Origin of the sequence: Paenibacillus sp. FSL L8-0638, from assembly GCF_038593075.1 — a bacterium.
GTDB lineage: Bacteria > Bacillota > Bacilli > Paenibacillales > Paenibacillaceae > Paenibacillus > Paenibacillus polymyxa_D.
Genome location: NZ_CP151960.1, coordinates 3167188 through 3192955, shown reverse-complemented (window position 1 = coordinate 3192955; position 25768 = coordinate 3167188). Strand labels below are relative to the sequence as shown.

General features: G+C 41.7%; 27 protein-coding genes and 3 pseudogenes. 22 read left to right on the top strand and 8 right to left on the bottom strand.

What is annotated here, in order from left to right; translation table 11 throughout:
* The first annotated feature begins 587 nt into the window (after nt 1-587).
* From MKY35_RS13895 to MKY35_RS13880, 4 genes and pseudogenes are all read left to right on the top strand, one after another.
* A complete protein-coding gene (locus tag MKY35_RS13895) occupies nt 588-980 on the top strand; it encodes a phage holin family protein (protein WP_342446651.1) in 393 nt (130 codons plus the stop codon).
* Nucleotides 958-1907 (top strand): annotated as a pseudogene (locus MKY35_RS13890) (GH25 family lysozyme). The gene MKY35_RS13895 and the pseudogene MKY35_RS13890 overlap by 23 nt, the downstream one beginning before the upstream one ends.
* Before the next feature lie 2 nt (nt 1908-1909).
* A complete protein-coding gene (locus tag MKY35_RS13885) occupies nt 1910-2032 on the top strand; it encodes a hypothetical protein (protein ID WP_342444006.1) in 123 nt (40 codons plus the stop codon).
* Between the two features lie 107 nt (nt 2033-2139).
* Nucleotides 2140-2463: a hypothetical protein gene (locus MKY35_RS13880; protein WP_342424938.1), complete on the top strand. Its 324-nt coding sequence runs from the start codon at nt 2140-2142 to the stop codon at nt 2461-2463.
* Between the two features lie 811 nt (nt 2464-3274).
* Here MKY35_RS13880 and MKY35_RS13875 read toward each other — a convergent pair.
* Nucleotides 3275-3592, bottom strand: coding sequence for a hypothetical protein (locus MKY35_RS13875; protein ID WP_318627230.1), 318 nt, complete (start codon nt 3590-3592; stop codon nt 3275-3277).
* Nucleotides 3593-3628: 36 nt separating this feature from the next.
* Here MKY35_RS13875 and MKY35_RS13870 point away from each other — a divergent pair.
* From MKY35_RS13870 to MKY35_RS13850, 5 genes and pseudogenes are all read left to right on the top strand, one after another.
* A pseudogene (locus tag MKY35_RS13870) lies at nt 3629-3763 on the top strand (sporulation protein); the annotation flags it as partial.
* Between the two features lie 170 nt (nt 3764-3933).
* Nucleotides 3934-4737, top strand: a complete 804-nt coding sequence (locus MKY35_RS13865; RefSeq protein WP_039271252.1) for a discoidin domain-containing protein — start codon at nt 3934-3936, stop codon at nt 4735-4737.
* A gap of 253 nt (nt 4738-4990) precedes the next feature.
* On the top strand, nt 4991-6127 hold the full coding sequence (locus MKY35_RS13860; protein ID WP_342444005.1) for a hypothetical protein: 1137 nt from the start codon (nt 4991-4993) through the stop codon (nt 6125-6127).
* Nucleotides 6128-6147: 20 nt separating this feature from the next.
* Nucleotides 6148-6537 (top strand): hypothetical protein, encoded by a 390-nt coding sequence (locus MKY35_RS13855; protein WP_342444004.1) that lies wholly within the window; start codon nt 6148-6150, stop codon nt 6535-6537.
* A 677-nt stretch (nt 6538-7214) separates the two neighbouring features.
* Nucleotides 7215-7322 (top strand): sporulation protein YjcZ, encoded by a 108-nt coding sequence (locus MKY35_RS13850; RefSeq protein ID WP_080658622.1) that lies wholly within the window; start codon nt 7215-7217, stop codon nt 7320-7322.
* A gap of 998 nt (nt 7323-8320) precedes the next feature.
* On the opposite strand, the gene MKY35_RS13845 is transcribed toward MKY35_RS13850, so the two are convergent.
* Nucleotides 8321-8641, bottom strand: a complete 321-nt coding sequence (locus tag MKY35_RS13845) for a hypothetical protein (protein ID WP_342444003.1) — start codon at nt 8639-8641, stop codon at nt 8321-8323.
* A 605-nt stretch (nt 8642-9246) separates the two neighbouring features.
* Here MKY35_RS13845 and tet point away from each other — a divergent pair.
* A pseudogene (gene tet / locus MKY35_RS13840) lies at nt 9247-10612 on the top strand (Tet(L)/Tet(K)/Tet(45) family tetracycline efflux MFS transporter).
* Between the two features lie 219 nt (nt 10613-10831).
* Here tet and MKY35_RS13835 read toward each other — a convergent pair.
* The 5 genes from MKY35_RS13835 to lexA form a co-directional block, all read right to left on the bottom strand.
* Complete coding sequence (locus MKY35_RS13835) at nt 10832-11371, bottom strand: GNAT family N-acetyltransferase (protein WP_342444002.1); 540 nt, start codon at nt 11369-11371, stop codon at nt 10832-10834.
* 230 nt (nt 11372-11601) lie between these two features.
* Nucleotides 11602-11742 carry a hypothetical protein gene (locus tag MKY35_RS13830; RefSeq protein ID WP_165146693.1) on the bottom strand — a complete coding sequence of 47 codons (141 nt, stop codon included), beginning with the start codon at nt 11740-11742 and terminating at the stop codon, nt 11602-11604.
* Nucleotides 11743-11782: 40 nt separating this feature from the next.
* Nucleotides 11783-11947, bottom strand: a complete 165-nt coding sequence (locus MKY35_RS13825) for a hypothetical protein (protein WP_013310546.1) — start codon at nt 11945-11947, stop codon at nt 11783-11785.
* A 235-nt stretch (nt 11948-12182) separates the two neighbouring features.
* A complete protein-coding gene (locus MKY35_RS13820; RefSeq protein ID WP_029517411.1) occupies nt 12183-12485 on the bottom strand; it encodes a hypothetical protein in 303 nt (100 codons plus the stop codon).
* Nucleotides 12486-12768: 283 nt separating this feature from the next.
* On the bottom strand, nt 12769-13395 hold the full coding sequence (gene lexA / locus MKY35_RS13815) for a transcriptional repressor LexA (protein ID WP_013310545.1): 627 nt from the start codon (nt 13393-13395) through the stop codon (nt 12769-12771).
* A 186-nt stretch (nt 13396-13581) separates the two neighbouring features.
* Between lexA and MKY35_RS13810 the strand changes: the two genes are divergently transcribed.
* The 4 genes from MKY35_RS13810 to MKY35_RS13795 all read left to right on the top strand — a co-directional run bounded on the left by MKY35_RS13810 (nt 13582) and on the right by MKY35_RS13795 (nt 15845).
* On the top strand, nt 13582-13950 hold the full coding sequence (locus MKY35_RS13810; protein ID WP_322252560.1) for a LysM peptidoglycan-binding domain-containing protein: 369 nt from the start codon (nt 13582-13584) through the stop codon (nt 13948-13950).
* A 108-nt stretch (nt 13951-14058) separates the two neighbouring features.
* A complete protein-coding gene (locus tag MKY35_RS13805; RefSeq protein WP_029517413.1) occupies nt 14059-14265 on the top strand; it encodes a DUF896 domain-containing protein in 207 nt (68 codons plus the stop codon).
* A gap of 120 nt (nt 14266-14385) precedes the next feature.
* Nucleotides 14386-14895, top strand: coding sequence for a hypothetical protein (locus MKY35_RS13800; protein ID WP_342444001.1), 510 nt, complete (start codon nt 14386-14388; stop codon nt 14893-14895).
* A gap of 155 nt (nt 14896-15050) precedes the next feature.
* Nucleotides 15051-15845, top strand: a complete 795-nt coding sequence (locus MKY35_RS13795) for an HAD family hydrolase (RefSeq protein WP_342446650.1) — start codon at nt 15051-15053, stop codon at nt 15843-15845.
* Between the two features lie 99 nt (nt 15846-15944).
* Here the strand turns inward: MKY35_RS13795 and MKY35_RS13790 are convergent, their stop codons facing one another.
* On the bottom strand, nt 15945-16487 hold the full coding sequence (locus MKY35_RS13790; protein ID WP_322252526.1) for a cupin domain-containing protein: 543 nt from the start codon (nt 16485-16487) through the stop codon (nt 15945-15947).
* Between the two features lie 281 nt (nt 16488-16768).
* Here MKY35_RS13790 and metH point away from each other — a divergent pair, with 281 nt between their 5' ends.
* From metH to MKY35_RS13750, 8 genes are all read left to right on the top strand, one after another.
* Nucleotides 16769-20209: a methionine synthase gene (gene metH, locus MKY35_RS13785; RefSeq protein ID WP_342444000.1), complete on the top strand. Its 3441-nt coding sequence runs from the start codon at nt 16769-16771 to the stop codon at nt 20207-20209.
* Nucleotides 20210-20288: 79 nt separating this feature from the next.
* Complete coding sequence (gene rnz, locus MKY35_RS13780; protein ID WP_029517417.1) at nt 20289-21218, top strand: ribonuclease Z; 930 nt, start codon at nt 20289-20291, stop codon at nt 21216-21218.
* Nucleotides 21219-21682: 464 nt separating this feature from the next.
* On the top strand, nt 21683-22531 hold the full coding sequence (locus MKY35_RS13775; RefSeq protein ID WP_081317588.1) for a TIGR01457 family HAD-type hydrolase: 849 nt from the start codon (nt 21683-21685) through the stop codon (nt 22529-22531).
* 72 nt (nt 22532-22603) lie between these two features.
* Nucleotides 22604-23422 (top strand): DNA-formamidopyrimidine glycosylase family protein, encoded by an 819-nt coding sequence (locus MKY35_RS13770; protein ID WP_025724124.1) that lies wholly within the window; start codon nt 22604-22606, stop codon nt 23420-23422.
* Nucleotides 23412-24260: a deoxyribonuclease IV gene (locus tag MKY35_RS13765; protein WP_342446649.1), complete on the top strand. Its 849-nt coding sequence runs from the start codon at nt 23412-23414 to the stop codon at nt 24258-24260. Before MKY35_RS13770 ends, MKY35_RS13765 begins: the two co-directional genes overlap by 11 nt.
* A 71-nt stretch (nt 24261-24331) precedes the next feature.
* The gene (locus tag MKY35_RS13760) at nt 24332-24670 is read left to right on the top strand and encodes a cyclic-phosphate processing receiver domain-containing protein (RefSeq protein ID WP_039271272.1); all 339 of its coding nucleotides are present in this window, start codon (nt 24332-24334) and stop codon (nt 24668-24670) included.
* Entirely contained in the window at nt 24667-24981 is a 315-nt protein-coding gene (locus MKY35_RS13755; RefSeq protein WP_342443999.1) for a thioredoxin family protein, read from the top strand. Before MKY35_RS13760 ends, MKY35_RS13755 begins: the two co-directional genes overlap by 4 nt.
* Nucleotides 24978-25751, top strand: a complete 774-nt coding sequence (locus MKY35_RS13750) for an ATP-binding cassette domain-containing protein (protein WP_342443998.1) — start codon at nt 24978-24980, stop codon at nt 25749-25751. Before MKY35_RS13755 ends, MKY35_RS13750 begins: the two co-directional genes overlap by 4 nt.
* Nucleotides 25752-25768: the final 17 nt, after the last annotated feature.

Genomic DNA, 25768 nt, shown 5'->3' with positions numbered 1-25768 from the left:
GCAAGAAAGGTGCTATCTTGCGGCTCTAATCCATACGAGGAAATACGGCCCCATTTCAAGGGGCCGTATGACTGTCCGGAGAGGGAACGCAAACGAAACGCAGACCTTTCTTGCAGAGATGAATAAAACGACCACAGCCGATCGCTGAGTCCGTTCTTTTCGTGATCTCAAAGCAAGAAAGTTCTACATGTATCCGTTCAACTCCCGTCATCAAATTACATCCAGTTTATCACAATAGTAATTTAACTACAACCTGCGTAGCCCTGTTAGGCTGAAGCCTCGCGTAGTTCGACATGCTCCTTAGATCGATTACTGTTATTCAACTATCCTGCTCGTTCGTATTAGGTTAATAACATATGGGTTTTTAAAATCCCTAGCGTTATAGCAGCAGAACCAATTTAAGATATAAGTATGGAAGTCTCTGATAACTCAGGGGCTTATTTTGCATCTTGAGGAGGTGACGAAACCCGTGGCAAAAATAAAGTCAACATGGATATATACAACTGGATCTAACAAGACCAGTTGAAGAATTGACTGTTAGTCATTTCTGCTGTCATTGCTTCACAGCCAGCACGCCGGAAAGAAAAATACTTAAAGAATTGTATATAGTATTGGGGGTGTTGCTCGCGCTGGTCATTATTGATTATGTGACCAGATTATTTGCCGCTGGCGCAGAAGGTAAGAAGGGAACCGGACCCGGCTTAAAAAGCAAGATTGGTCTTATCGGTATCGCTCGAGAGGTATTTATTTTTACAATAGTTGCTGTATCTCATCTAATCAATGGAGTCTTAGGCGATTCGCACCTTTTCCGAGATGCGGTCGCCTATTTTTATATGGCAAATGAACTGCTGTCCATTTTGGAGAATGGCGGCAGACTCGGCGCTCTTATCCCGCCTGTGATCCGACAGGCCGTAGAAGTTTTGAAAAGTAAAGGTGGTAAGGAAGGAGAGAAAGAGGATGCAACGACGAAACAGCCGTAATGCAAGAGGGATCGACGTATCCCGTTATCAAGGAAAGATTGATTGGAAGGCGGTCAAGGCAGATGGTATATCTTTTGCTTTTAATAAGGCCAGCCAGGGGCAACGTTACGTTGATCCTACATTCACCACGAATGCAAAAGGAGCCAGAGCAGTCGGGGTATTGCCGGGTGCATACCACTTTTTAGATGCCACCACTGTTGAGGCAGCTAAAGCGGAAGCGCGGCATTTTGCCGAAGTATTGGAACAGGTAGGTGGTGGGAAAACGCTAGACTTGCCCCTGTAATGGATTATGAAAATAATCCCGGTAACCTGTCCAAAACGCTTATTAGCGCTGTAGCTTTGGCTTTTCTTCTCGAACTGGAGCGACTTACAGGACGCAAGCCCATTATCTATACAGGTAATGCATTTGCAGCGAATTTTAACGCCTCTTTGGGTGGTTACCCATTATGGATAGCTCGGTACAGTGATACTCGTGTCCCAAGCGACACAGTGACGTGGAAACGTTGGGATATTTGGCAATACAGCGACAGCGGCAAGGTAGCAGGGATAAAAGGGAACGTGGATATGAATGAGTATGATGGTACGGCGGACGAGCTGCGTGAACGTTTCACAAAGCGCCCTGAGCAGCCGGAGACAGTCACGTCCGGTACGTTCGTCGTAAATGGCAAACAGGTAGGGAAGACGCTGCTCTATAGTGGCAGGACGTATGTTCCGCTGCGTGTGCTTGCTACTGTGTTGGGCTTATCGTGTCATTGGGACACCAGTCTCAAGGTCGCTTATTTAAATGGAGCCAAGCTGCAATTTATCCAACTGGTCGAAGGAGTGGCATACGTGCAGCTCAGACCCGTTGCGGCGGCATACGGTGCTGTAGTGTCCTGGGATTCAAAAAATAAAATCGCATCGTTGAAAACGAAAGGGGAAAAGTAATCATGCAAACAATTATCGAAACTGTACAGCCTTATGTAAATACCATTGTCACAGCCGCTGCGGGTGTGCTTACAGCATTTGTTTTAGGAGGTCTGAATAAACTCAAGACTAAGGTTAACGTGTAGCTAGAAGCGCGTACAACGGCAGCACAACGTGAGGTAATCCATAAAGTAGCAGGAGAGGCTTTGCACTTGCCCAGACTACGTTTAAAGATGCTGGTGGGGTTCATAAGATGCAAGAGGCTTTACAGTATGCATCCTTACGGCTTACGGAACAGGGCATTGTGGTATCGTCTACGGAGTTACAAGCAGCAATTGAAAAGGCATATCTGGAGTATAAGGCTAAAACAAAAGCGGTACTCGCTACTGAAGCACAGCCAAATGAGGAAGCGGCACAAGTAGCAGCTAAGGAAGCTGTATCGGATCTGGCTGCAAAGCTTAATGATTTCTTGGCACAGGCTACGGCTGAGGTAATGCCAGACGCTCAGGTTCAATCTGCACCCGAGCCTATTTCTGCATCAGTAGATTCCGTACAAACTCCAGTCATTACAGAGTAAATCTAAAAAACTAATGCCCTGCTGGTTTCGGCTGGTGGGGCTTTTTTTGTTTTTGCTCATATAGGATGTACCCATAAGATTTGGTATGTAATATAAAAGCCCTCCATTTAAGGAAGGCTCTTGTTAAACGCTGAGCATGCAAATCATAAATCAATGTGATTTACTACGTCTTTTCAAAAAATTTACAAAAAGCATAACAAGTAGTATACAGAAAAATATTGCAAAAGCAATCACGATCCACCACTGAGGGTCAATTATATACAACACGACTCCGACAAGCATGACTGTTGTTGTTATTGCAATTCTCACTTTCAACATTGTGCTTTTACTTATCCGAGGCTCCAATTTTTGTATTGTAATTTGAATTATTATAGCAAGTACAACGAAAAATATTGAAGTGAATGAATTATAGATAATATCAGCTCCCTTTACTCATTATGCCTATCTTGTACTCGGATGGGGGCTGTTAAAGATGGGAATTAAGAGTTGCTTGTGATGGAATATCCTGTACGCATCAAGTTAATCGTAATTCCTTTGCCCTTATCTTGGTTTTTAAGGATTTGTGCAAAAAGTCCTGCTCCTGCCCCTATTACTGCGCCAAAAACACCCGATCAAACGACTGTTACTATGGAATAGACTAATCGGATACAATTTCAAAGTAAACACTAAAAGCTCTACTGGCCAAGCTAGTAAGAGAAGAGTGCTCAAAGGTGCGACTGTGGGAGAAGTTACGCAATAGGTTTAGTGATTGGAATCAGATAAAGAAAGCCGGAGAGAAAGCGTAAGCTTCTTTCCGGCTTTTTGGCATAGTTCAACAGAATGAGTACTTGTTCAGCAGTATGAAGTTATGGATAAAACCCTCTTCTTGTATGAAAATGGGGGTTTGAATTTTCGATGTGAAATCATAATAATATACGCCGCGTCTTTCTGCCTGATTTTTCTGAGAAGTGCTGCCCAAATAATAGACCCCCTTGCCGTCCGGGGACATATAGACAAATTGGCGGGATAAAAAGGGCAACTTTATTTTGGTGCGTTTACCTGTTGCAATATCAACCAGACTATACTCGGGATTGCCGTGATTAATGAAACGAGTGGTTATGAGGAGCAGCTTATCATTACTGCTGGACATTGAAGTTATTTTCTCTTTTTTTAGTGTGACGATAGAATGTGTGGAGAAGGTGGCGTAGGTGCTGATATCAGATACATAACCCCTAGTGATAACCGGGGAGCAGGATCATGGGTAAGTCATCAGTTAGAAAAGTATGCTGATGGAATCAAAGTGAGGTTTATCGTGAAATAAAAACAAGGACTCAACCAGTATAGAAGCTGGAATGAGTCCTTTTTAATACCCAATAAAAAATAAATATGCAAAAATATAGAACATATTTATAGATAAGCAAGTTTATGTTTAGACACATTTCCTCAATTAAATTATTCTTAGTTCTATCAAACATATTGGAGGATCATTTAATGAAGAAAGCATGTATAACGATTTTATTTTTAGTTCTTTTATCTTTACCCTTATCGAATGTTTTTGCGGCTGAAGCAGAGTATTCAGAAAATCTGGTTCCGCATATGACAACTAACATTTTGCCATCTGGAGTAGCAAGCGCAAGTAATGAATATTCATATGCATATGAGGCGTTTAACAAGGAATTTGCGACAATTGCTAGTGCATGGACATCAAGTACAACTTCTGCTTGGTTAAGATATGATTTTCCTAAAGCCGAAGTTATTGAGCAATATGTTATATATCCACAGACAACGGCAACTGATCGTGCCCCTAAAGACTGGACTTTCGAAGGCTCAAATGATGGGGTTACTTGGAACGTGCTAGACACTCAGTCAAATATCAGTGGATGGGTAGATAGTACTCCAAAAAAATTCGCTTTCTCTAATTCTAATTCATACAAGGATTATAGAATTAATATTACAGGTAATAATGGAAGTCAGTATCTAGCTCTTAGCGAATTGGAGATGATGTCTAAAGTATCAAGTTCCACTCCTAACCCAGGAACAGAGGAACCGACTCCAAACGGGGATCGTGCAATTCTGGTAGTTACCATGACAACTGGTTTGGAAAAGGAATTCGACCTAAGCATGAAAGAAGTCAATGACTTTATTGCCTGGTACGAAAGCAAGCAGGCTGGTTCTGGATCAGCATCATATGCTATCAATAAGCACGATAACAATAAAGGCCCATTCAGTAGCCGTAAGGATTACATGCTATATGATCGTATCCTAACGTTTGAAGTAAGTGAATACTCTAAATAAATAAAAAGCTCTGCTAACCTTAATTGGTCGGCAGAGCTTTTAACGTTTCTAACAGGTTCGTGTTAGGCTGAATTATATTTCGTTTTAGCTTCTTCATATAATTTGCCGAGGTTACGAAACTCAATTGATGTCCTTTATCACGTTGAAAATATGTTTACTATTTAATATTTTTCGTATATATTAATACCTGGAAATTAGTTTTCATAAATTTTTCCTACAAAACCAGATTAAATTAACAAAGGAGATTATTTTAATGAGTATTTCATTAAGAATAGAACGCAAATCCGGTGGTGAGCCAATTGAGTTTGTAAAAGGTGAAATCACTGGCTTTACTTATAAGAATAATAGTTCCATAAACCTTTCAGCTAAGTCTACAAACTTGGCTCATTCGCTACATATTCGAAGCAAAATTCCGCTTCATTCGCTTCCTTCAGTTATAGACAATGCGGATAATTCCAACATGCTGTATACATGGGCAAATACAGAATATAAACCTGATAGTGAGGATTACTATCGCAAATGTAATATCCAAATCGTTAGAAATGAAAACACAATCCGAGATATTACGTTTACACATGCTTATGTAGTTAAGTATCAAGAACAGATTGATACCAGTAAAGAGATCCTTGAGTTTGAACTTGTTCTAAAACAAAAAGAAGATCAATTGAGAAAAATTCAATACAGTCCTCAGTTAGAATCTAAGGAAACAAGAGAAAAGGATCAGTCTGATGTCTCGCAAAAAGTACTGGAAGGTGCATATAGTAAGAATATGTTAGTGTATGCAGGAAATATTACTTTTCCGTTTGAAAATCCTATGGTAGAACTAGAAAAGACTTGGGTACGAGGCGTAGAGAAGGTAAAAGATTCGACAGACACTGTAATACATTATCCTGATCGTAAAGCATTTGCATTAGTAGCTGTTCCTATAGCTCGAAAGAAGTACGGGGACATCACAGCCCATTTACTTCAACATTCACTTGACTACAAACCAGGAAATTTACACTTTAACGAGTGGTCATATGAGGCGCAGCAAGTTAAAAAATCTAAAGAGCACATCGCAATAGTTAATGATGAAGTCAAAAAAGCTAATGGTAAAAAAGTTAAAAGTTTTTCTTATAATGGATCTGCGCAATTAGAAAGTGATAGAGATTTATATAATGCTTTTCACAACATGTATTATGAAATAAATGGGGATTACGTTGACGGGCAATGGAAAATTACTACAATATATTATGATAAATATAATTTCGAGTTTAATTTTAAACGAATGTTTACTGGGAACAACAAACTCGGTTGGGCTGCGGCCAATCTAACAAATATAATGGAATCATGGGGAACACTCAATGAGTATACGTCTTATGTAACAGTAACTGATACAAGAAAAGCCTAGAAGTGAGGTGTGAATTGCAGATGAAGTTTAGATATATCTTTATTTTGATCTTGGTCTCTCTACTAGTTATAACTACTACTATAATTTTTCTAGTAAATTTTGCGGATAATACGAACTATAAATACCCAGATGGCAAAGATACCGTAGAATATTTTGGTGACGGGACTTTTCAAATTTTGAGAGGGGGGCGGGACAACTGTTTAATACTTTATAATCATCTTGCTGCTCCAACGGAAAAAGCTGTTGATAATATTGTGTCATATAAGATAAAAAAAAATATCGTATATATGGTTGGGGAAAATGGCTTCATCAAATTGGATTCAAGTACCAACACATACGTGAAAAAGAAACGGATTTCCGACTTTACTTCCAAAGATAGAGAGATATTTAATAAATTAACGGAAAAATAGAAGCTATCATAAACAAATGTGGTAGCAAGGGAGATTTAACTTGTTCACAAAGGTTAACTTAACATGCGCTTTAGTTGAGCTATTGTTATGTAAGTATTTTAAATTTATAAAGAATGGTTACCACCAGTGGTGATATTATGATTATTAAAATTGAAGGTTTCTTTTTTCAGAATTTGATTACTGGTCCCCTATGCACACAAGAAGAACTATATCAAAAGTATATACAAGCAAAAATGCTGAGTCTTAATATTAGAGATTTACCTGATATATTTTGTCGACTTCATAATTTTGATCGATTACGTTTTGAAGATGACACAGAGGTTGGTTTCGTGATTGATACAGATACGGACAGGATATACAGACCGATATATTGATGTTTAAAGCGATGTATTCGAAAGATATCTTCCTATCTCCTTAATTACAAGTAATGAAGGACTCACATAACTGGCTACTATATTCGATTTTATAACCAAAGTCGATCACAACGAAAGTTAAATAAGTTGCCTCCGAAAGAATACCGAAAACAGCTTATAGTCTAGAGTTTTTTTTCAGTTGTCTATAAAATGGGGTCTTGACCACTAGCTAAGCTAGTGTTTTTTTTATTTACCTGCATGCCCTATCATAGAACGTATTTAAACATATATTAAGGTAACGACAAATAAAGGAGGTTAAAAGACATGGGTGCCTATGAAAATACAGGTGGCGGCGGTGTATGGACTTCTACAGCGGCAATTTTAGTGCTCTTTATTCTCTTAGTTATCATCACTAAATCACTTTGGGTTTAGTTTGTAAAAAGAACTGTTGGAAAATATCACTTCACTCATGGATATTCAATAGTTGAGCCCATTGAGCGCATAAGCTATTTGGCAATAGCCACCGTATTCGCTTCTCTTTCGGCAAATACTTGGTGGATTCCTGCCATAATAGTTTTGCGCTTATTGTATTTCATTTCATTTTATCTTTTCAGTAGCGAGTCAAGACCACTGCTGGCTTATCAGGCTTCTGTTAGATAAAATTCTCAAAGAGGTGGTAGGATGAAGGTTGAAGTAAACAAATGTAATAACAGCATCAAAAAACCAATATATCTAAAGAGTAATGTTACTTTTACCACAGTAGGTAAGGAGGCTACAGTGCTGCAAATTGATGCTAACTAGGGATAATGGAGCTTTAACTTCGAACAATTCAAACCGGGCATTGAATGTAATTATTAAAAATTTAACAGTGAATGGTGTAGCAACAACCGAGCCTGATAAAGCGCCAAGTTATGATAGAATTACAAATTATAGTATTTTGTTGGAGGGTAGTAGCTATGTGAACGATAGGGTACTCTTTGACAACATAAAGATTTAAAATACAAATATGGGGCTCCTTATAAAAGGATTTTCCGACGTAACGGTACAGAATAGTGAATTTCACGACAACGGTGGGGGTTCTAAGAAATAGCCAAAGCCCATACATGTATTGTGACGATACGTGAGCTTTAGCTTTAACTAATTGCCCAAAAAGCACCAATAACTCACAATAATGACCTTGCCAGTACGAAATCACAACTAATACTTATGGAGAAGTTAGTACCTAGCGTGTGAAAATTAAGACTATGAAACTGCTATTAACGGTCGGCAAACCGCTTGAAAACGATTGATCCACGCCGGATCGTAGCCTTTTCCACTGCTCTAAAGTCGGCTTGATTCCAAAAGTGTATTTAAGTAAGTGAATACTCTAAATAAATCGAAAAGCTCTGTTACCTTAATTGGTCGGCAGAGCTTTTAACTGTTCACGGTTTTTAAAATATATCCAGGTATTCTTTCTGGAATTTGATGAAATCTTGTACACTGTCGTGATAGGTAAATCTACCGCCATTTTTATCAATAATCCAGTTGATATTCTCGTCATTTAACAAGATTCCAAACATGCAGTGATGAAGCAGTTCAATTTGCTTTTCATCCCTAATTCGGATCAAATGTTTTTCTTGTTCGATAATGAGGTACCATTTCGTTTCTGTTTCATCTACATCCGCATCCACATACAGTATTGATACCGACAAGGGGAATGGCCAGTCAAACCATTGTCCTCGCTTGTCTTCTCTATAACCTTCAAATGCCATGGTTATTCCCTCCTACTTGGATAATTTCCTGATTAGTTTAAATGTATCTAACGTGCTGCGATTGTACGCTTAATTAGGTTCTTGTCTTATCCTACTGGCACAGGAATATCGCCCCCATATTCTTCTCCTTGGCTTCACGTACACCACCATAAACATCTGCAAAAGTTCAGTGTCACTTTGGCAACCGTCTAATTCCGCTATTGTTGCACAATAGTTGTATCCGCTTTTATCGTTCATTGTTCTGATCTGTACAGTATAGGGAAAACGACAGGTAATAAAGAAGCTGAACGCTTTGTTACCCGATATCAAAACGCTATTACCAATACTGTACAATTATTCTACTGAGCAATGACGTGGTCCAACATGAAGGACTGGAGAGAAAAACAGGTAGCAGTGTAATGGACATAAAGGCGCGTCTGCTGGTTTTGGAAGAGGGGACCACAAGAGCGATATACGCTCTATATTGTAATCATAGGGGGCTGGGATGGTGACCAAAAGATCATTACATTTTCTCGTATGGAAATAGGCGCTGTATTAAACCTCCAATGATATGGAGCAAGGCCGCACTCATGTCTTGAATGTATCTTATTTCTGGAGGGTCAAAAGTGAAAACCCCTTATTCACAGTCCGTTTTGAGCCATAACCAAATTTTAATGTGGCTTTGTGTGCTTTCGTTTTTTAGTGTGTTAAATGAAATGGTTCTTAATATCTCTTTACCTGATATTGCTGATGAATTCAATAAGACACCAGCCATTACAAATTGGGTGAATACTGCCTTTATGCTAAGTTTTTCTATAGGAACAGCTATATACGGAAAGTTATCTGATCAGTTAGGTATTAAAAGGTTGCTCCTGTTTGGAATCATAGTGAATTGCATAGGATCATTAATTGGATTTGTGGGACATACTTTTTTTCCAACACTTATCTTGGGGCGATTTATACAAGGGATTGGTGCAGCTGCATTTCCTTCACTTGTGATGGTCGTAGTTGCTCGCTATATCCCAAAAGAAAACAGGGGAAAGGCATATGGCCTCATCGGGTCTATCGTAGCAATGGGTGAAGGGATAGGACCGGCTATTGGTGGGGTGATTGCTCATTATATTCATTGGTCTTATTTACTGCTTCTTCCTGTTTTAACGTTTGTAACTGTTCCCTTCCTGATAAAATTATTGAAAAAGGAAGTCATTTCAAAGGGCTCGTTTGACATTGCAGGAATCGTGCTTATATCTCTAGGTATTGTATTGTTTATGTTGTATACAACTTCTTACAGAATTTCTTTTCTGGTGATAAGTGTTCTATTTTTCTTGATCTTTTTAAAACATATCAGACAAGTAACCAATCCTTTTGTTGATCCTTCATTGGGGAAAAATACTGCATTTATGATAGGAATCCTTTGTGGCGGGCTTATGTTTGGTACCGTAGCTGGATTTGTTTCTATGGTCCCTTATATGATGAAAGACGTTCACCACTTAAGTACCGCAATGATTGGCAGTGGAATTATTTTTCCTGGAACGATGAGTGTTATTTTCTTTGGTTTTCTTGGAGGAGCACTTGTTGATAAGAAAGGTTCCTTACATGTGCTAGCAGTCGGCGTTGCATTTCTTGCCGTCAGTTTTTTGGTAGCTGCTTTCTTTATTGAAATGACACCTTGGCTGATGTCTATTATTCTAGTCTTTGTTTTCGGTGGTCTTTCTTTTATTAAAACAGTAATATCCACTATTGTTTCAAGTAGTTTAAAACAAGAAGAAGCTGGCGCAGGAATGAGCTTGCTTAATTTTATAAGCTTTTTATCAGAAGGAACGGGGATTTCAGTTGTAGGAGGCTTATTGTCAATACGTCTTATTCATCAAATATTTATATTTTCCATCTGCTTATTTATATAGCAATATGTTATTGATTTTTTCAGTGGTCATTATAATTAGCGGGATTTTATCTGTTATTGTATATAAACGTTCAGTTTCAGATTCCTGATAAGAGCAAAAAAGGATTACATGCTGAAAATGATCGCATCCTCACGTTTGAAGTAAGTGAATACTCTAAATAAATCAAAAGCTCTGCTAACCTTCATTGGCCGGCAGAGTTTTGTGTGCTGATCAGTTTGATTTTACTAGATACGGGAAAAGTAGCAATGCAAAGTGTGCGTACAAGATGATATTGTTTTTAAATTCGGCCTTATTACAGAAGGATAGGCTAATTTGAATACTTAAACTTATAATACCAAAAAATCGCTTTCTCATGGGCTGTGGAAAAGTTAGAATATAGCATAGTATCAACTCCGCCGATTACAAAGTTATTTTTAGCATAGAATCGACAAGCTAAAATATTCACATCCTGTGTTTCAAGCATAAGACCAACAAGGTTATTCTGCTTAGCCCACTCGGTTGCTTTACTCAATAAGGCTGCTCCGATTCCCTTGTGTCTCCAGTCTTTAGCGACGGCAATATCCTCAATTAGAGCATAGCCATTCCAATTAGTACAAAGTTTAATTTTCCCAACACAGTCGTTCTCATCATAATATAAAAAAATAGATTTTCCTTGTTCATTAATATAACTGATATCGACGTCATCATCCTCATACTGTTTAAAATATGGTTCGGGAAAACTTTCTTCTATATATGTCCAATTGTTGTTCTCGTATTTAGGTATAATCCTTCCGGACACAATAAAGCCGTTATTCTCATTTGACTTCTTAAAATCCCCCATATTTGAAAGTGACATTTTAATTATCATGGCTTGTCTCCTCCTGGTTTAATTTCTCTATGCACATTATTCTAAAAGAGAACCACGTTTTCCTGTCTGTTAGATTTATAAAAAGAGTAAAATGGTAGCGACTGTTCAACTATGTGTGATATTTTACAATCCCCTCCGCTTGCTTAAATGATTCATAGCAGTAGTTAGGTGTGCTGTTTAACACAAAAAAGCAGGAAGAATTCCTCCCGCTTTTTGCATGGAAACAATTATTAACGTCTGCGTTGTCTATCGTTTACGCTAAACAAATTAACAGCCAGTGCGTTACCTCTTGCACGCGCAGTGGCTCTTTGATTGGAACGGATGTTCAATCTTCTTCTTCTTAAATCACGTCTGCAATGTCTTCTGCTCATAATATCACCTCCCTTCAAGAAATGAAGGTGCGGTTGAATCTTAGTGGCGTTTATGCTTACGCTTGGAAATTTTGATATTCAAGGCATTGGTTGCTAGTGCATTTCCGCTTCCTGTTTTAGCAGCTGCGGCTTGAAAGACTTTAACGACCAGATATCTGTTTTTCCCGATGCGATGCTTATACGTTTTAACTCTATTTCTGATCATCTGCATATCTCCTTTGCTTAGTTCTGCTATATACATATGTCAATTGTGATAGTAATGTATCAGCATAAATCTATTAGAAGCAAAAAGAAGCTAGTACCTATATCCCTAAAGGTTAACAAAAAAACTCATGCGAACCTGTCTTCGCCTTTTCAACTTTACGTTGCAGGAGATGTTACAGGCAGGTCGGCATGAGTCTAATGTGTAGAATAAAGATAATATGCAGTTTGTATGAAAATTATTTACTATTAAGGGTGTTAAGTTTTTTTTCGTAGTACGCCTCTTGGGCAAGAATATGATTCAGTTGTTCTGAGAGCTGTTTATATTCTTGGCTGGCTTCTGGGTAATTATTTCTTTCGGAAATTACAGCTTCAAGTTGCTTTTCTAAATACCTGAAATGGATGAGTATTTGTATGTACTGAATACGATCGTAGGTTGTTATGTGTGATTTCTCTTCTGCATACAAATGATCCATTGTTGGAACTGCACAGCTTACGACGATAAATATCATGACAAACGCTGAAATTATTATTTTTTTCATTTAATTCCTCCTACAGAGCTATGAGTAATTAATATACCATATTTAGCTAAAAGAAAGAAAGATCTATTAGTTTTGCCCATAACAGTATAGCTGTTCAAGATCAGTGGGGGATTATTTGAGATGATGAGGCTGATTTTATAGTAGATACAATAGGAATAGGTTGCTAAAAGGAAAGAATAGTTGTGAGATACATAGTAAGCATAATAACAATACAAAACCGGCTTGCCCTAGGCAGCCGGTTTTGTATTAGGGGATAGAATAACGGGGAAGGAAGAACGAGAAATCAGTGGAAGTCCCGGAAGAGTCCTACAACTTTGCCCAAAATACTGACGTGTGTCAGACGAAGCGGTTCAAAGGCTGGATTTTCAGGTTGAAGCCGGATATGATCTTTTTCTTTGTAGAAGGTTTTAACTGTAGCTTCGTCTTCATCTGTCATAGCTACAACAATATCGCCATTATCAGCGGTCTGCTGCTGACGTACGATTACATAGTCTCCGTTAGCAATCCCAGCCTCAATCATGCTTTCGCCTACAACAGATAACATGAATATTTTATCCTCACCAACAAAGTGTTGGGGAAGAGGAAAGTAATCTTCAATATTTTCTGTCGCCGTAATAGGAAGACCAGCGGTTACTTTGCCGACGACGGGGACACGACTAATGGAGTAATTAATCAAGTTGCTGTTATCCGATTCGTCTTGACCGAGTAACTCAATAGCCCGTGGTTTTGTAGGATCGCGGCGAATGAGTCCTTTTTTCTCTAAACGATCCAAATGACCGTGAACCGTAGAACTGGAGGCCAATCCGACAGCCTCGCCTATTTCGCGTACAGAAGGGGGGTATCCCTTTAGACGCACTTCATTGCGGATAAATTCAAGAATGGCCTGCTGGCGGCTCGAAATCTTAGACATACCGTATCAACCCCATTTAGTAACGTTTGGGAAAATTATAGCATAGAACCTCCGTTCGTACAAACATAAGTTCTAAATAATCCCTAAAAAAATTGCGAACTTTTGTTCTCTTTTCTATTGAACAAAACAAACGTTCGTGTTATATTGTGAAAACATAAGAACAAACGTTTGGAGGACACAACCATGATGAAATATAGCACCTATCAAAGTATTTTTCCAATGAATATAGAAAATTTACAGGAGACCCGAAAAGAGGGTAGGGCGCGTTTTATGCAGATTATTACCAATACTCTTTTACTTAAGCTTCTTATTATAGTGATTGTTGCTTGGATTGCAGGAGCAGGTGTACTTACGGTTTTCGCGGCTCCTTCAGCTTCCAAGGAAGAAGTGACTAAACTGACAGTACAACCTGGGGATACGTTGTGGCAGATTGCCGCGAATCATAAACCGGAACGAATGGATACACGGGTATATATAGAAGGAATTGTGCGGATTAACGGTTTAGAGGATCGGGGAGTGCAGGCAGGTCAGGTACTCAAGCTTCCTGACTTATGATCTATAGACTATTAGAGCTTGTCAGGGAGCGTAATGCGGGAGCCTTGACAAGCTCTTTTCTACATGTCAAAGTGTATTATATCTTTGCTTTTATGGAGGGGACACAATTTGGATATAGACAGCTTGGTACAGCGCATTAATGAATTAGCGCGCAAAGCAAAATCCGAGGGATTAACAGAAGAGGAAACCACAGAACGTGCCAACCTTCGGGAAATTTATTTAGGTAACATTCGCCGTAATTTTAGGCAGCAGCTAGAAACGATTGAATTTGTGGACGATGATACATCGAAGGGAAATGACGGGCTGAAGCATTAATGTTGTTAAAGCGCCCAAGCCTGCAATTTGCCTTTTGTTTTAGGTACCTCTCATGGTACCTATATAGATCAGCTTTGAGGCAATTGTTTTAATGTAATATATCTGGGAAGGAATTGAGAGATGGCCCGATCATTTGAAAGAAAAGTACGCAAAAACACAGCGCATTTAAATAAATCGCGCAAAAAGCAAGGTATTCAAACCATTAGCGGCGCAGGTTCTGCAATGGATATTTTCCGTGGCCGTAACATTACTGTGCCAATTATGCTGGCTGGTCTTTCTGTATTGTACATGCTTATGAGTTACTTTTTGACTAAGACCGGTATGCGAGGGATGGATTGGCTTGTATTCGGCCTGTACTTGATGCTGGCTGTTATCTTTTTTATCCGTCGTCCTTATCTGAAAGTGGGAAAGGATACTCTCTATATGCTGAAAGGTGGTAGGGAACGTCCAATGACCGCTGGGGACATGAAAGTCATCAAGATTGAAAAGGGTTACGTAACCGTTGAAAGAAAAGGTAAGGGCGGTAATTTTATTTTCACAAAATCGTTAGGTCGCTATGACACGGATGCCATTGCAGAGCGACTTGAGAAGTTTGCGCTATCCAATCAGATACAGGTTGACAAGAAATAACTGATTTAGCCTGTAGCTCTGTAACAAAGGCCGTATGATGTTATTTCATATAACATGCTGCGGCCGCTTGCTTAATATGGGCACACATAACGATTCAAATGCTTAATCAAGCAAATAGGCGTACATAAACTGTGGAAAGAGAGTGGATAATTCAGATGACGATTCAGGCGGTAATGTTTGATCTTGATGATACCCTTTTGTGGGATGAACGTAGTGTAGAAGAGGCATTTGATGCAGCGTGTCAAACAGGCTCCCGTGAAGCAGGTGTTGATCCAAAAACTCTGGAGGAAGCCGTACGTAAAGAAGCACGCGCTTTGTATGAATCCTATGAAACCTTTAGTTTTACTCAAATGATCGGCATTAATCCGTTTGAAGGATTGTGGGCGAATTTTACAGCAGGTGTGCAACCTGAATTCCGTCAATTGGAACAGTTGGCCCCTGTTTATCGAAAGGAATCATGGCGCAGAGGACTCCAGCAACTAGGGATAGATAATGAGAAGTTGGCGGAAAAGCTGGCTACCCAATTTGCTTCGGAAAGACGCGCGCGTCCCCATGTATATGAAGAAACGTTTGAAATTCTAGAACAATTGAAGGGACAATACAAGCTGTTATTATTGACAAACGGTTCCCCTGATTTACAACAGGAGAAACTGGATGGAGTTCCTCAATTAGCTCCTTTCTTTGATCATGTGGTCATTTCAGGTTCATTTGGTCGAGGCAAGCCGGATCCGTCTATATTCCAGCATGCGTTGGGGCTTCTTGGTATTGAGCCTGAACATGCTTTAATGGTAGGAGATAAGCTGACGACTGATATTCAAGGAGCGTTGGCAGCAGGTGTTCACTCGGTGTGGGTGAACCGAAACGCCAAAACCAATACCACAGAGATCAAGCCGAAGTTTCAAATCAAGCATCTGTCTGAATTGGATGGAATTATTCAGTCGTTAAAGTAAGAAATCTACACCTTTAGAAACGAGTATTAAGAAAACTCCCTTCGCTCGATTGTCACAGAGCAGAGGGAGTTTTTTATTTACACAAGGATAAATTCGTAATTATGCTTTAATGAAGGTTGGATCTTCGAACGGTTCCGCAATCCAGCCATTTTCTTCAATGAACAAGCGGACTGCCACGATCTTTTGATTCTCCATTAAAGTGAAGAAGTGAGGTATATTTTCGGGTACGGAGATAACGTCCCCCGGTGAAAGTTCTACGTTAAAATAGCCGATCTCTTCAGGTCCTTTAATGATAAAGATGCCTTTACCAGCGACAATGGCACGGATTTCATCCTCAGTATGGGTGTGAATTTGCTCAAACTTGGCCAGCAGCTCGTCCAAATTCGGCGTTGCTTCAGATAGAGTGATAACGTCCCATATTTTATATCCGCGACGTGCGGCTAAATCCTTGATTTCGGGTTCAAATGTTTTGAGAACAGCGGCCTTTTGATCATCTGTTAAGGTAAAGTTCTCTTGCAGCTCCCCGGACAATTTGGAAGCATCCCAATGTTCATACAATATCTCGTGACTCTCCAGAAATTCACGTACTTGTTCTTCACCGCTAATTCTTTCATTCGTATTACGTATTAAGATTTCGGCCATGTATTTATTCCCTCTTTTCCACTTGGATTAATGTTGTATAAAGAATACCATGTCTTGAAACGTTGTACAATACAGGATTTCAACATTTTATAATGCAAATGGCTATAGCTAAAGGATACAGGGTTAAGTACGTTCTAAAATGCTACAAACTATAAAAATGGATTAGAGAAGTCATTTTTACAAAGAACAACCTGTATAAAACGTATGTTTTTACTTCAATCTATCTAAATGATACGGTTTCTGCTAAACTAGGATTTAACGTTTTGCGGGGGTGAAGAAATTTGGATAAAGTTAGCTTGCAGGATGCATTACAACGAAGAATACTCCTTCTTGATGGGGCCATGGGCACCATGATTCAACAGGAAGACCTTTCCCCCGATGATTTTGGTGGGGAAGAGCTGGAGGGCTGTAATGAAATGCTGGTCTTAACGAGACCGGATGTCATTCAAGGGATTCATGAAGCATACTTGAAGGCCGGAGCAGACCTAATTGAAACGAATACATTTGGAGCAACATCCGTCGTTTTGGCGGATTACGATATACCAGAACGTGCCCGTGAAATTAATCTGGTGGCGGCCAAACTGGCGCGTAACGCGGTGGATAAATACAGCACTGCGGACAAGCCTCGTTTTGTAGTAGGAGCTATGGGCCCAACCACGAAAACCTTGTCTGTCACAGGCGGTGTTACATTTGCTGAGCTGATTGACAGCTATCAAGAGCAGGCCTTGGCACTTATTGAAGGCGGCGTGGATGTACTCCTTTTGGAGACCTCACAGGATACGCTTAACGTCAAGGCTGGAAGTATCGGAATTCGGCAGGCTTTTGAGCTGACAGGTATCGAGCTTCCGCTAATGATTTCAGGCACGATTGAGCCTATGGGAACGACGTTGGCCGGACAAAATATCGAATCCTTTTCCATATCACTGGAACACTTACATCCAATTTCGATTGGGTTGAATTGTGCTACGGGTCCAGAGTTTATGCGTGATCATATTCGCTCTCTATCTGAAATGTCCTCTGCAGCTATTAGCTGTTATCCAAATGCGGGCTTGCCCGATGAAAATGGCCAATACCATGAATCGCCTGATTCATTAGCACGTAAAATGGCTGCTTTCGCTGAAAAAGGCTGGTTGAATATTGCTGGGGGATGTTGTGGTACCACGCCTGAGCATATTCGAGTTATGAGTGAAAGTATGGCGCAGTTCGAGCCGCGTCCGCTGGTAGGTCATCATCCTCCTGCCGTATCAGGCATTGAGCCTGTATATATTGAACAGGACAATCGTCCGTATATGGTTGGTGAGCGAACAAATGTTCTGGGCTCCCGCAAATTCAAGCGTTTGATTGTGGAAGGCAAATATGAAGAGGCGTCTGAAATTGCCCGTGCTCAGGTAAAAAGCGGAGCGCATGTCATTGATATTTGTGTGCAGGACCCGGACCGCGATGAAATGACGGATATGGAAGCGTTTTTGAAACTGGTTGTAAACAAGGTAAAAGTACCTTTGGTGATAGATACAACGGATATTAAAGTCATTGATAAAGCACTTCAATATTCGCAAGGTAAGGCGATTATTAACTCCATTAATCTGGAGGATGGTGAAGAGAAATTTGAGAACATGGCTCCTCTTATTCATAAGTACGGCGCCGCTGTTGTTGTTGGTACGATTGATGAACGCGGGCAGGCTATTTCACGTGAGGATAAGCTTGAGGTAGCTAAACGTTCTTATGATCTGTTGGTGAACCGTTACGGTTTGGCAGCGGAGGATCTAATTTTTGATACGCTTGTATTTCCAGTAGGAACAGGTGATGAGCAATATATCGGTTCAGCTAAGGAAACGATTGAGGGTATTCGCATTATTAAAGAGGCGCTTCCCGGAGTGCATACTATCTTGGGCATCAGTAACGTTTCTTTTGGTTTGCCTGAAGCGGGTCGTGAAGTGCTCAATTCCGTCTACTTATATGAATGTACCAAAGCAGGTCTGGACTATGCGATTGTAAACACTGAGAAGCTTGAGCGTTATGCATCCATTCCAGAGCATGAGCGGAAACTTGCGGAAGACTTGATCTATAAAACAAATGACGATACTTTATCCGCTTTTGTAGCAGCTTTTCGTAACAAGAAAGTGGAGAAAAAAGAAAAGATATCAAACCTTTCGCTCGAAGAAAGACTGGCTTCCTACGTAGTGGAGGGAAGTAAGGAGGGACTCATTCCGGATCTGGAGCAAGCGCTTGTGAAATATTCTTCGCTGGAGATTATTAACGGCCCGCTGATGAAGGGGATGGAGGAAGTAGGACGACTGTTTAACAATAACGAATTGATTGTAGCAGAGGTGCTGCAAAGCGCTGAAGTGATGAAGGCGTCCGTGGCTTATTTAGAGCCGTTCATGGAGAAGAATGAATCCTCAGTAAAAGGTAAGATTTTGTTGGCTACGGTCAAAGGCGATGTGCATGACATTGGTAAGAATCTGGTGGAGATTATTCTATCCAACAATGGTTACCATATTGTGAATCTGGGTATAAAAGTACCACCAGAACGCATTATTGAGGCTTACCGTGAAGAAAAGGCCGACATGATTGGCTTATCTGGACTGCTTGTTAAATCGGCACAACAAATGGTGCTGACCGCACAGGATTTAAAAAATGCGAATATTGATATTCCAATAATGGTTGGTGGAGCTGCTTTAACACGTAAGTTCACTAAAAATCGTATCCGTCCTGAGTATGATGGTCTGGTTGCCTATGCAAAGGATGCTATGGATGGCCTGGATATTGCCAATAAGCTTATGAATCCCGAGTCCCGTAAAAAAATGGCCGAGGAGATGGAAGCTGAGCGGGAGGCTGAAGCGGCAATCGTCGTGGAAGCCAAGCCGCTCCCTAAGCTCACTCGAGCTGTGCGCTCTAACATTGCTCAGGATTTGCCCATCTATATTCCGCCAGATACGGATCGCCATGTACTGCGCAACTATCCACTGAATTATATTTTGCCTTACGTGAATATGCAGATGCTAATGGGGCATCATCTTGGTTTAAAAGGCAATGTTGAGCAGCTGCTGGCTTCGGAAGATCCGAAAGCGATTCAGTTGAAGGAAACCGTGGACAGCATCATGTTTGAAGCTGTGACAGACGGAATCATCCAGGCACATGCCATGTATCGTTTCTTTCCAGCGCAGTCGCAAGGAAATCAAATTCTGATCTATGATCCGTCGGATGTGAGCAAGGTACTGCACACATTTACATTCCCGCGCCAGCAGGTAGAGCCTTATCTATGTCTGGCTGATTTCTTGAAATCAGTGGAATCCGGAGTTATGGACTATGTAGGTTTCATGGTCGTTACAGCTGGTCATGGGATTCAGCAGATATCTACCCAGTGGAAAGATAAAGGGGATTATCTGCGCTCGCATGCACTTCAAGCGGTAGCACTCGAAGTAGCAGAAGGGTTAGCGGAACGGCTTCACCATATTATCAGGGATAGCTGGGGTTTTCCGGACCCTGCCGATATGACAATGAAACAGCGGCACGGTGCCAGATATCAAGGCATTCGGGTATCCTTTGGCTACCCTGCATGTCCAGATCTAGAGGAACAGGGGCCGTTGTTCCAGTTGTTAAAACCTGAGGATATTGGCGTTGAGCTGACGGAAGGGTTTATGATGGAACCGGAGGCTTCTGTATCAGCCATGGTGTTCAGCCACCCTCAGGCGCAGTATTTTAACGTCGAAAAGGTTTAACACCTTTATCAGATGGGATAGCAAATACCCTCCGAGCTTCGGAGGTTTTTTGCTGGTCAGCAGGAAGAAGGTTAATGTTATGGAATTTTATTTTCTCGGTACAAATGCAGGGGTGCCTACGATTCAGCGAAATGTAACGTCCATCGCTCTTCGTTTGCTGGAAGAACGGAGAAGCATGTGGCTGTTCGACTGCGGTGAAGGCACTCAACAAGAGGTATTGCGTTCGCCGCTCAAACTAAGCAGACTTGAAAAAATATTTATCACCCATTTGCATGGGGATCATCTTTTTGGTCTGCCGGGGCTGCTGTCGAGCAGAGCGTACCAGGGGGGAACGACACCACTGACGGTATATGGACCGCCTGGAATCCAGCAATATATCGAGCTATCTTTAGGGATCAGCCAATCGCGTATTAATTACCAACTACATATTGTGGAGCATACGGGTGGGGTTCTGTTTGATGACGGTCAATTCCGGGTGGAGTCAGCTTTGCTAGATCATCGGATCGACAGCTATGGCTACCGAGTTGTAGAGATGGATAAGCCCGGTAAGCTTAACCAAGAACTGTTGGAGCGATATGGAATCAAGCCCGGCCCGGTGTACGGTAAGTTAAAGCGTGGGGAAAGCGTGGAGGTAGAGGGTGGAGTTATTTTGCACCCTCAGGATGTATTGGGTTCGCCGAAAAAGGGGCGTATCATCACGATTTTGGGGGATACGAGACCTTGCCCGAATACGGTAGTGCTGGCTCAAGATGCAACTGTCGTCGTTCATGAAGCCACTTTTCTGCATGAACTAGCAGATACAGCGTACGAGTATCATCATAGTACGGCGCTTCAGGCAGCGGAGGCTGCAAAAGCCGCAGGTGCGGGTCAGCTAATCATGACGCATTTTAGTTCTAGGTATAAAGATCAGGAGCAGCTTCAGCCATTGCTGGAGGAAGCGCGAAGCATATTTCCCAATTCATTGCTTGCGGAGCAGCATGTGTTGTTACCGGTACCCGATATCGGTTAATAAACGATTGGAGAAAGATATGTGCATGGGTACCGGGGCTTGCTCCGGTGCCTTTGTTTTTCACCGAAATTATTTTCCGGGAAAGCGCAGGATGCGACAAGAGATGAGAACCCGCACACGGTGGTGGGGATGAATTTGTTCTACCACATATGGAGGTATGTCATATTCGCGTTTCTATATATCGAATTTAAAGAATTTTATGTCTTGAGCATGACCAGGAAATACAGAAGATTTCCTTTGAGGAAATAGCGCCTTCGATGGATTTCGACGAAGATGTGAACTTATGTCATGTGAAAGCGACGGCTTTTAGCGAGGAATGGCGCTATTTTGCACGGTTTACCAGCAATTCATGGACTTCATAAGCATTTTTGACTTAAGATAGATGAGATGAATGGAGACGGCCGATTATTTTATGACCTGAATAATTAAGGTGGTTAAATAAGAAGGAGAACATCGTTCATAGGATGAATTATAATTTTCAATGCTATGATGTGAATGGATTTGAAGTGGGGGAGGGGATTGCGATAAAATCGTTACTAATTGATCTGGATGGAACCCTTTATCATGGAAATCGGATGATCAAGGGTGCGGATCTGTTCATATCCCGATTGCGTACAGACCAGATACCTTATGCTTATGTTACAAACAATGCTTCACGCACACCCGAATCGGTGGCTGAGCATTTGGTTGGTATGGGAATTAAAGCGGCCAGCCATGAAGTATATACTTCGGCGTTAGCAGCTGCACAATATGTAGCACAGCAAAGTCCTGGAGCTCGTGTATATTGTATTGGTGAGACAGGATTACGTGATGCACTCACAGGAGCCGGTTTGCAGCTTGTTGAAAACCATCCTGATTATGTGGTGCAGGGGATAGATCGTCAATTTACATATGATGCGCTGGCCGCTGCCATGCGTTGGATTCGGGAAGGAGCCACTTTTATTTTGACAAACCCGGATCTCCAATTGCCTTCACATGATGGGCTAACGCCAGGAGCAGGTACGATTGGAGCAGCAATTGAAGCGGCTTCACAGGTAAAGCCTATTGTCATCGGTAAGCCTTCAAGCGTATTGATGAATTATGCACTGAACCGCTTAAACATTAGGGCGGATGAAGCTCTGGTTGTGGGCGATAATATGCTTACAGATATTGCGGCAGGTGCAGCAGCAGGTTGTAAAACAGCTCTGATCCTGTCGGGCGTGACGACCCGCGCTAATATGGACGAACATGTGCGTACCGTTGGAGTAAAACCTGACCTGATGTTTGAAAATCTCGCTGAATTGCAGGACTGGATGAAAGAAGAGCTGAGATAATAGAAAAAAGTATATGTCTTAGAAAACTTGCGAGCATTAAAAGCTATGTAGCTACGAAAGGAAGATGTTGAAATGCCGGAACTTCCTGAAATGGAAAACTACAGAATCTTATTATCCAAACAAATTTTGGACATTCCGATTACTGGAGTGACGGTTAGCCGTGAAAAGTCCATTAATACTGAAGTGGAAACGTTTGAGAAGCAATTGCTCGGAACGACCGTTGTATATTTAGAGCGTCGAGGCAAGCATTTGATTTTTCATTTAAACACGGGCGGGCGGCTCGTACTTCATCTGATGTTGGGAGGGCTGTTATTTCTGGGAACGGAGGAGCAGCGTCCAGATCGTACAGTTCAGATCGAATTAGATTTTAGTGGAGTAAAGCTTTATTTTATCGGACTGCGTTTAGGTTATCTGCACTTGCTGACGGCTAAAGAAACAGAGGAGGCTTTGTCAGACCTGGGACCTGACCCGTTAGACCGCCGCATGACGTTGGAAAAGTTTACAGCACGGCTGAAGGGACGCCGGGGGATTTTAAAAACAACACTGGTGAATCAGCAGATTTTTTCAGGTATTGGCAATTGTTATTCGGACGAAATTGCTTATATCGCCGGATTTACACCGGGTTCCAAAGTACAAAACATTGTGCAGTCGCCAGAAAAAGTGGAAAAGCTATACCATGCCACTCAATCCGTACTACGTGAAGCTACTGCGGAAGGTGGGTACATGGAAATGCCTCTAATGGAGGGAGACACGCTAACAGGTGGATTTGATCATCAGTGTCGAGTATATGACCGCGAAGGAGAAGAATCTCCAAGTGGCGGAAAAATTGTAAGGGTTGAACTGGCGGGGAAAAAAGCATTTTATTGCCCGGTACAGCAGCATGATGCCTAAATTGCTCATCGGCTCCCATGTGAGTACGCGTGGTGGCTTTTCCAAAGCCGCTATGCGTGCGCGAGAGCAGGGGGGGCGTTCATTTCAATATTTCCCGAAAAATCCTCGTAGTCTGAGACTGAAGGAATGGAGTGCTACTGATGCTGCTGCTTGCAACGCTTACTGTGTAGAGCACCAGCTTCAATCCATTGCTCATTCGCCATATCCCGTTAATCCGGCTCATGGGTCCGAGCGTGGTCAGGAACTTTATGAGCTGACGATTGCTTCATTACGCAATGATCTGGATATTGCTGAAGCCTGTGGGTCAAAAGGGATTGTCGTTCATTTTGGTCACATGCATTCGTTAGACCCTCTAGAGGGCTATCGTAACATCATTAACTGTTTTAATGATGTGCTGGAAGGCTGGCAGGGAAATGCTAAAATATTGATTGAAAATCAGGCGGGGGATCATGGACCTATGGGAACCACGCTTGAGGAAATGGTGCAAATCCGTCGGTTGTGCCGGTATCCTGACAGTATCGGCTTTTGCTTGGACACTTGTCATGCGTATGCAGCAGGATTGTGGAACGGTGGAATGGACGAGGCTTTGATCGATAAAGGAAACCGTCTCGGCTATTGGTCAGCTCTATGCGGAGTTCATTTGAACGATTCTAAATACCCGTATGGCTCTAAAAAAGACAGACACGCTCGTGTGGGGCAAGGCTACATTGGTACTGAGGGCATGCGCTGGATGACAGATCAGGAGGCTGTAAGAGGCATTCCTATCGTTTTGGAGAGTGAGACGGGATCTGATGGGACACATCAGGAGGATATTCAAATGATTCTAAGCTGGGAGTAAATCAGTCTGATTGATAATAACTATCTTTGAGGCTTGTGAGCTTGCATATATGGGAAAAGGAGGAGAAGTTGATGTATTTGTTTATGGACGATTATCGGCCTTGTCCTCCGGGCTTTAAGCTGGCAAGAGATGCGGAAGAGTGTCTGCTGCTGCTTCATGAATACCCTATTACGATACTATCGCTAGATTATGATTTGGGTCCAGGTCAACCTACGGGAAAAGATGTGGCTGCTGCTATCGCAGGGAAACGGTTATATCCACGTGAAATTTACTTGCATTCCTCCAGTCCAGAGGGGCGGCGAGCCATGTATGAGCTGCTCTATGCGAATAAGCCAGATGGAGTCACCGTGCATAATGGGCCCATACCCGAGGAGCGTATGCGAGAGATCAGAAAAGGGTCTGAACAATGAAAGAGATCGGACAAAAAGACGCGCGCCGTGCCATATGGGAGGGATGCAAGCTGGCTTTGTTTGTGTACACTCCCATGTGCGGAACATGCGCAGCTGCCCGTAAAATGCTGGAGGTAGCAGAGCATTTGCTCCCCGAAGGAGCAGTGGTGCAGAGCAACATTAACTATATTCCTGAAATGGTACAGGAGTACCGGATATCCAGCGTTCCCGCGCTTCTTATATATAATGGTGAAAACAATAATCCTGAAATCATCTACAAAATGGAATCTGTAGAACACTTGCTGAGCAAAATAAGGAGCGTGATGGAATGATATCCATGAAGAGCATTACGTTGCAGCGGGAAGAAAGACGAATATTGGACGATGTAAGCCTGGATATACGAGAAGGTGAACATTGGGCTATTCTGGGTCGCAATGGTTCCGGTAAAACAACTTTGCTGGAAATGATGACAGGGTATATGTTCCCAAGTCGTGGTACGGTTGAAGTGCTTGGGCAAATGTATGGTCAATGTGATGTGCGGGAGGTCCGCAAGCAGATCGGATATATCAGTCAGACCTTATTGGAAAAGCTGGCGCTAAAAGATCCAGTTTGGGAAGTGGTCGCTACAGGTGCGTATGCTTTTTTGCGCTTTTATCAGGAAATTCCAACAGAGGCAAAAGAAAAGGCCATATCTTTGCTGGAGGGTATGAATTTAGGTGACTTGATTCATCATCCGCTGGGGACGTTATCTCAAGGAGAACGTAAAAAGGTGATGCTGGCCCGCTCACTAATGGCAGAACCTCGTCTGCTAATTATGGACGAGCCTTGTGCTGGGTTGGATCTATTTGAGCGGGAAAAAATGCTGGTCGAGATTGATCGGCTCCGCAAGCGGGACTTATCAGTGGTCTATGTGACTCATCACATTGAGGAGATTGTCCCCCTATTTACACATGTTGCATTGATTCGTGATGGTAAGGTTGCAGCAGCTGGACCGAAAAAAGAAGTTTTAACGAAAGAATTGATTATGCACACATATGAAGTTCCGGTTGAGCTGGATTGGGATGGAGAACGTCCCTGGATTCGGGTGTGCGCTGGAGGGTAATGTTATTTTGGAGGAAC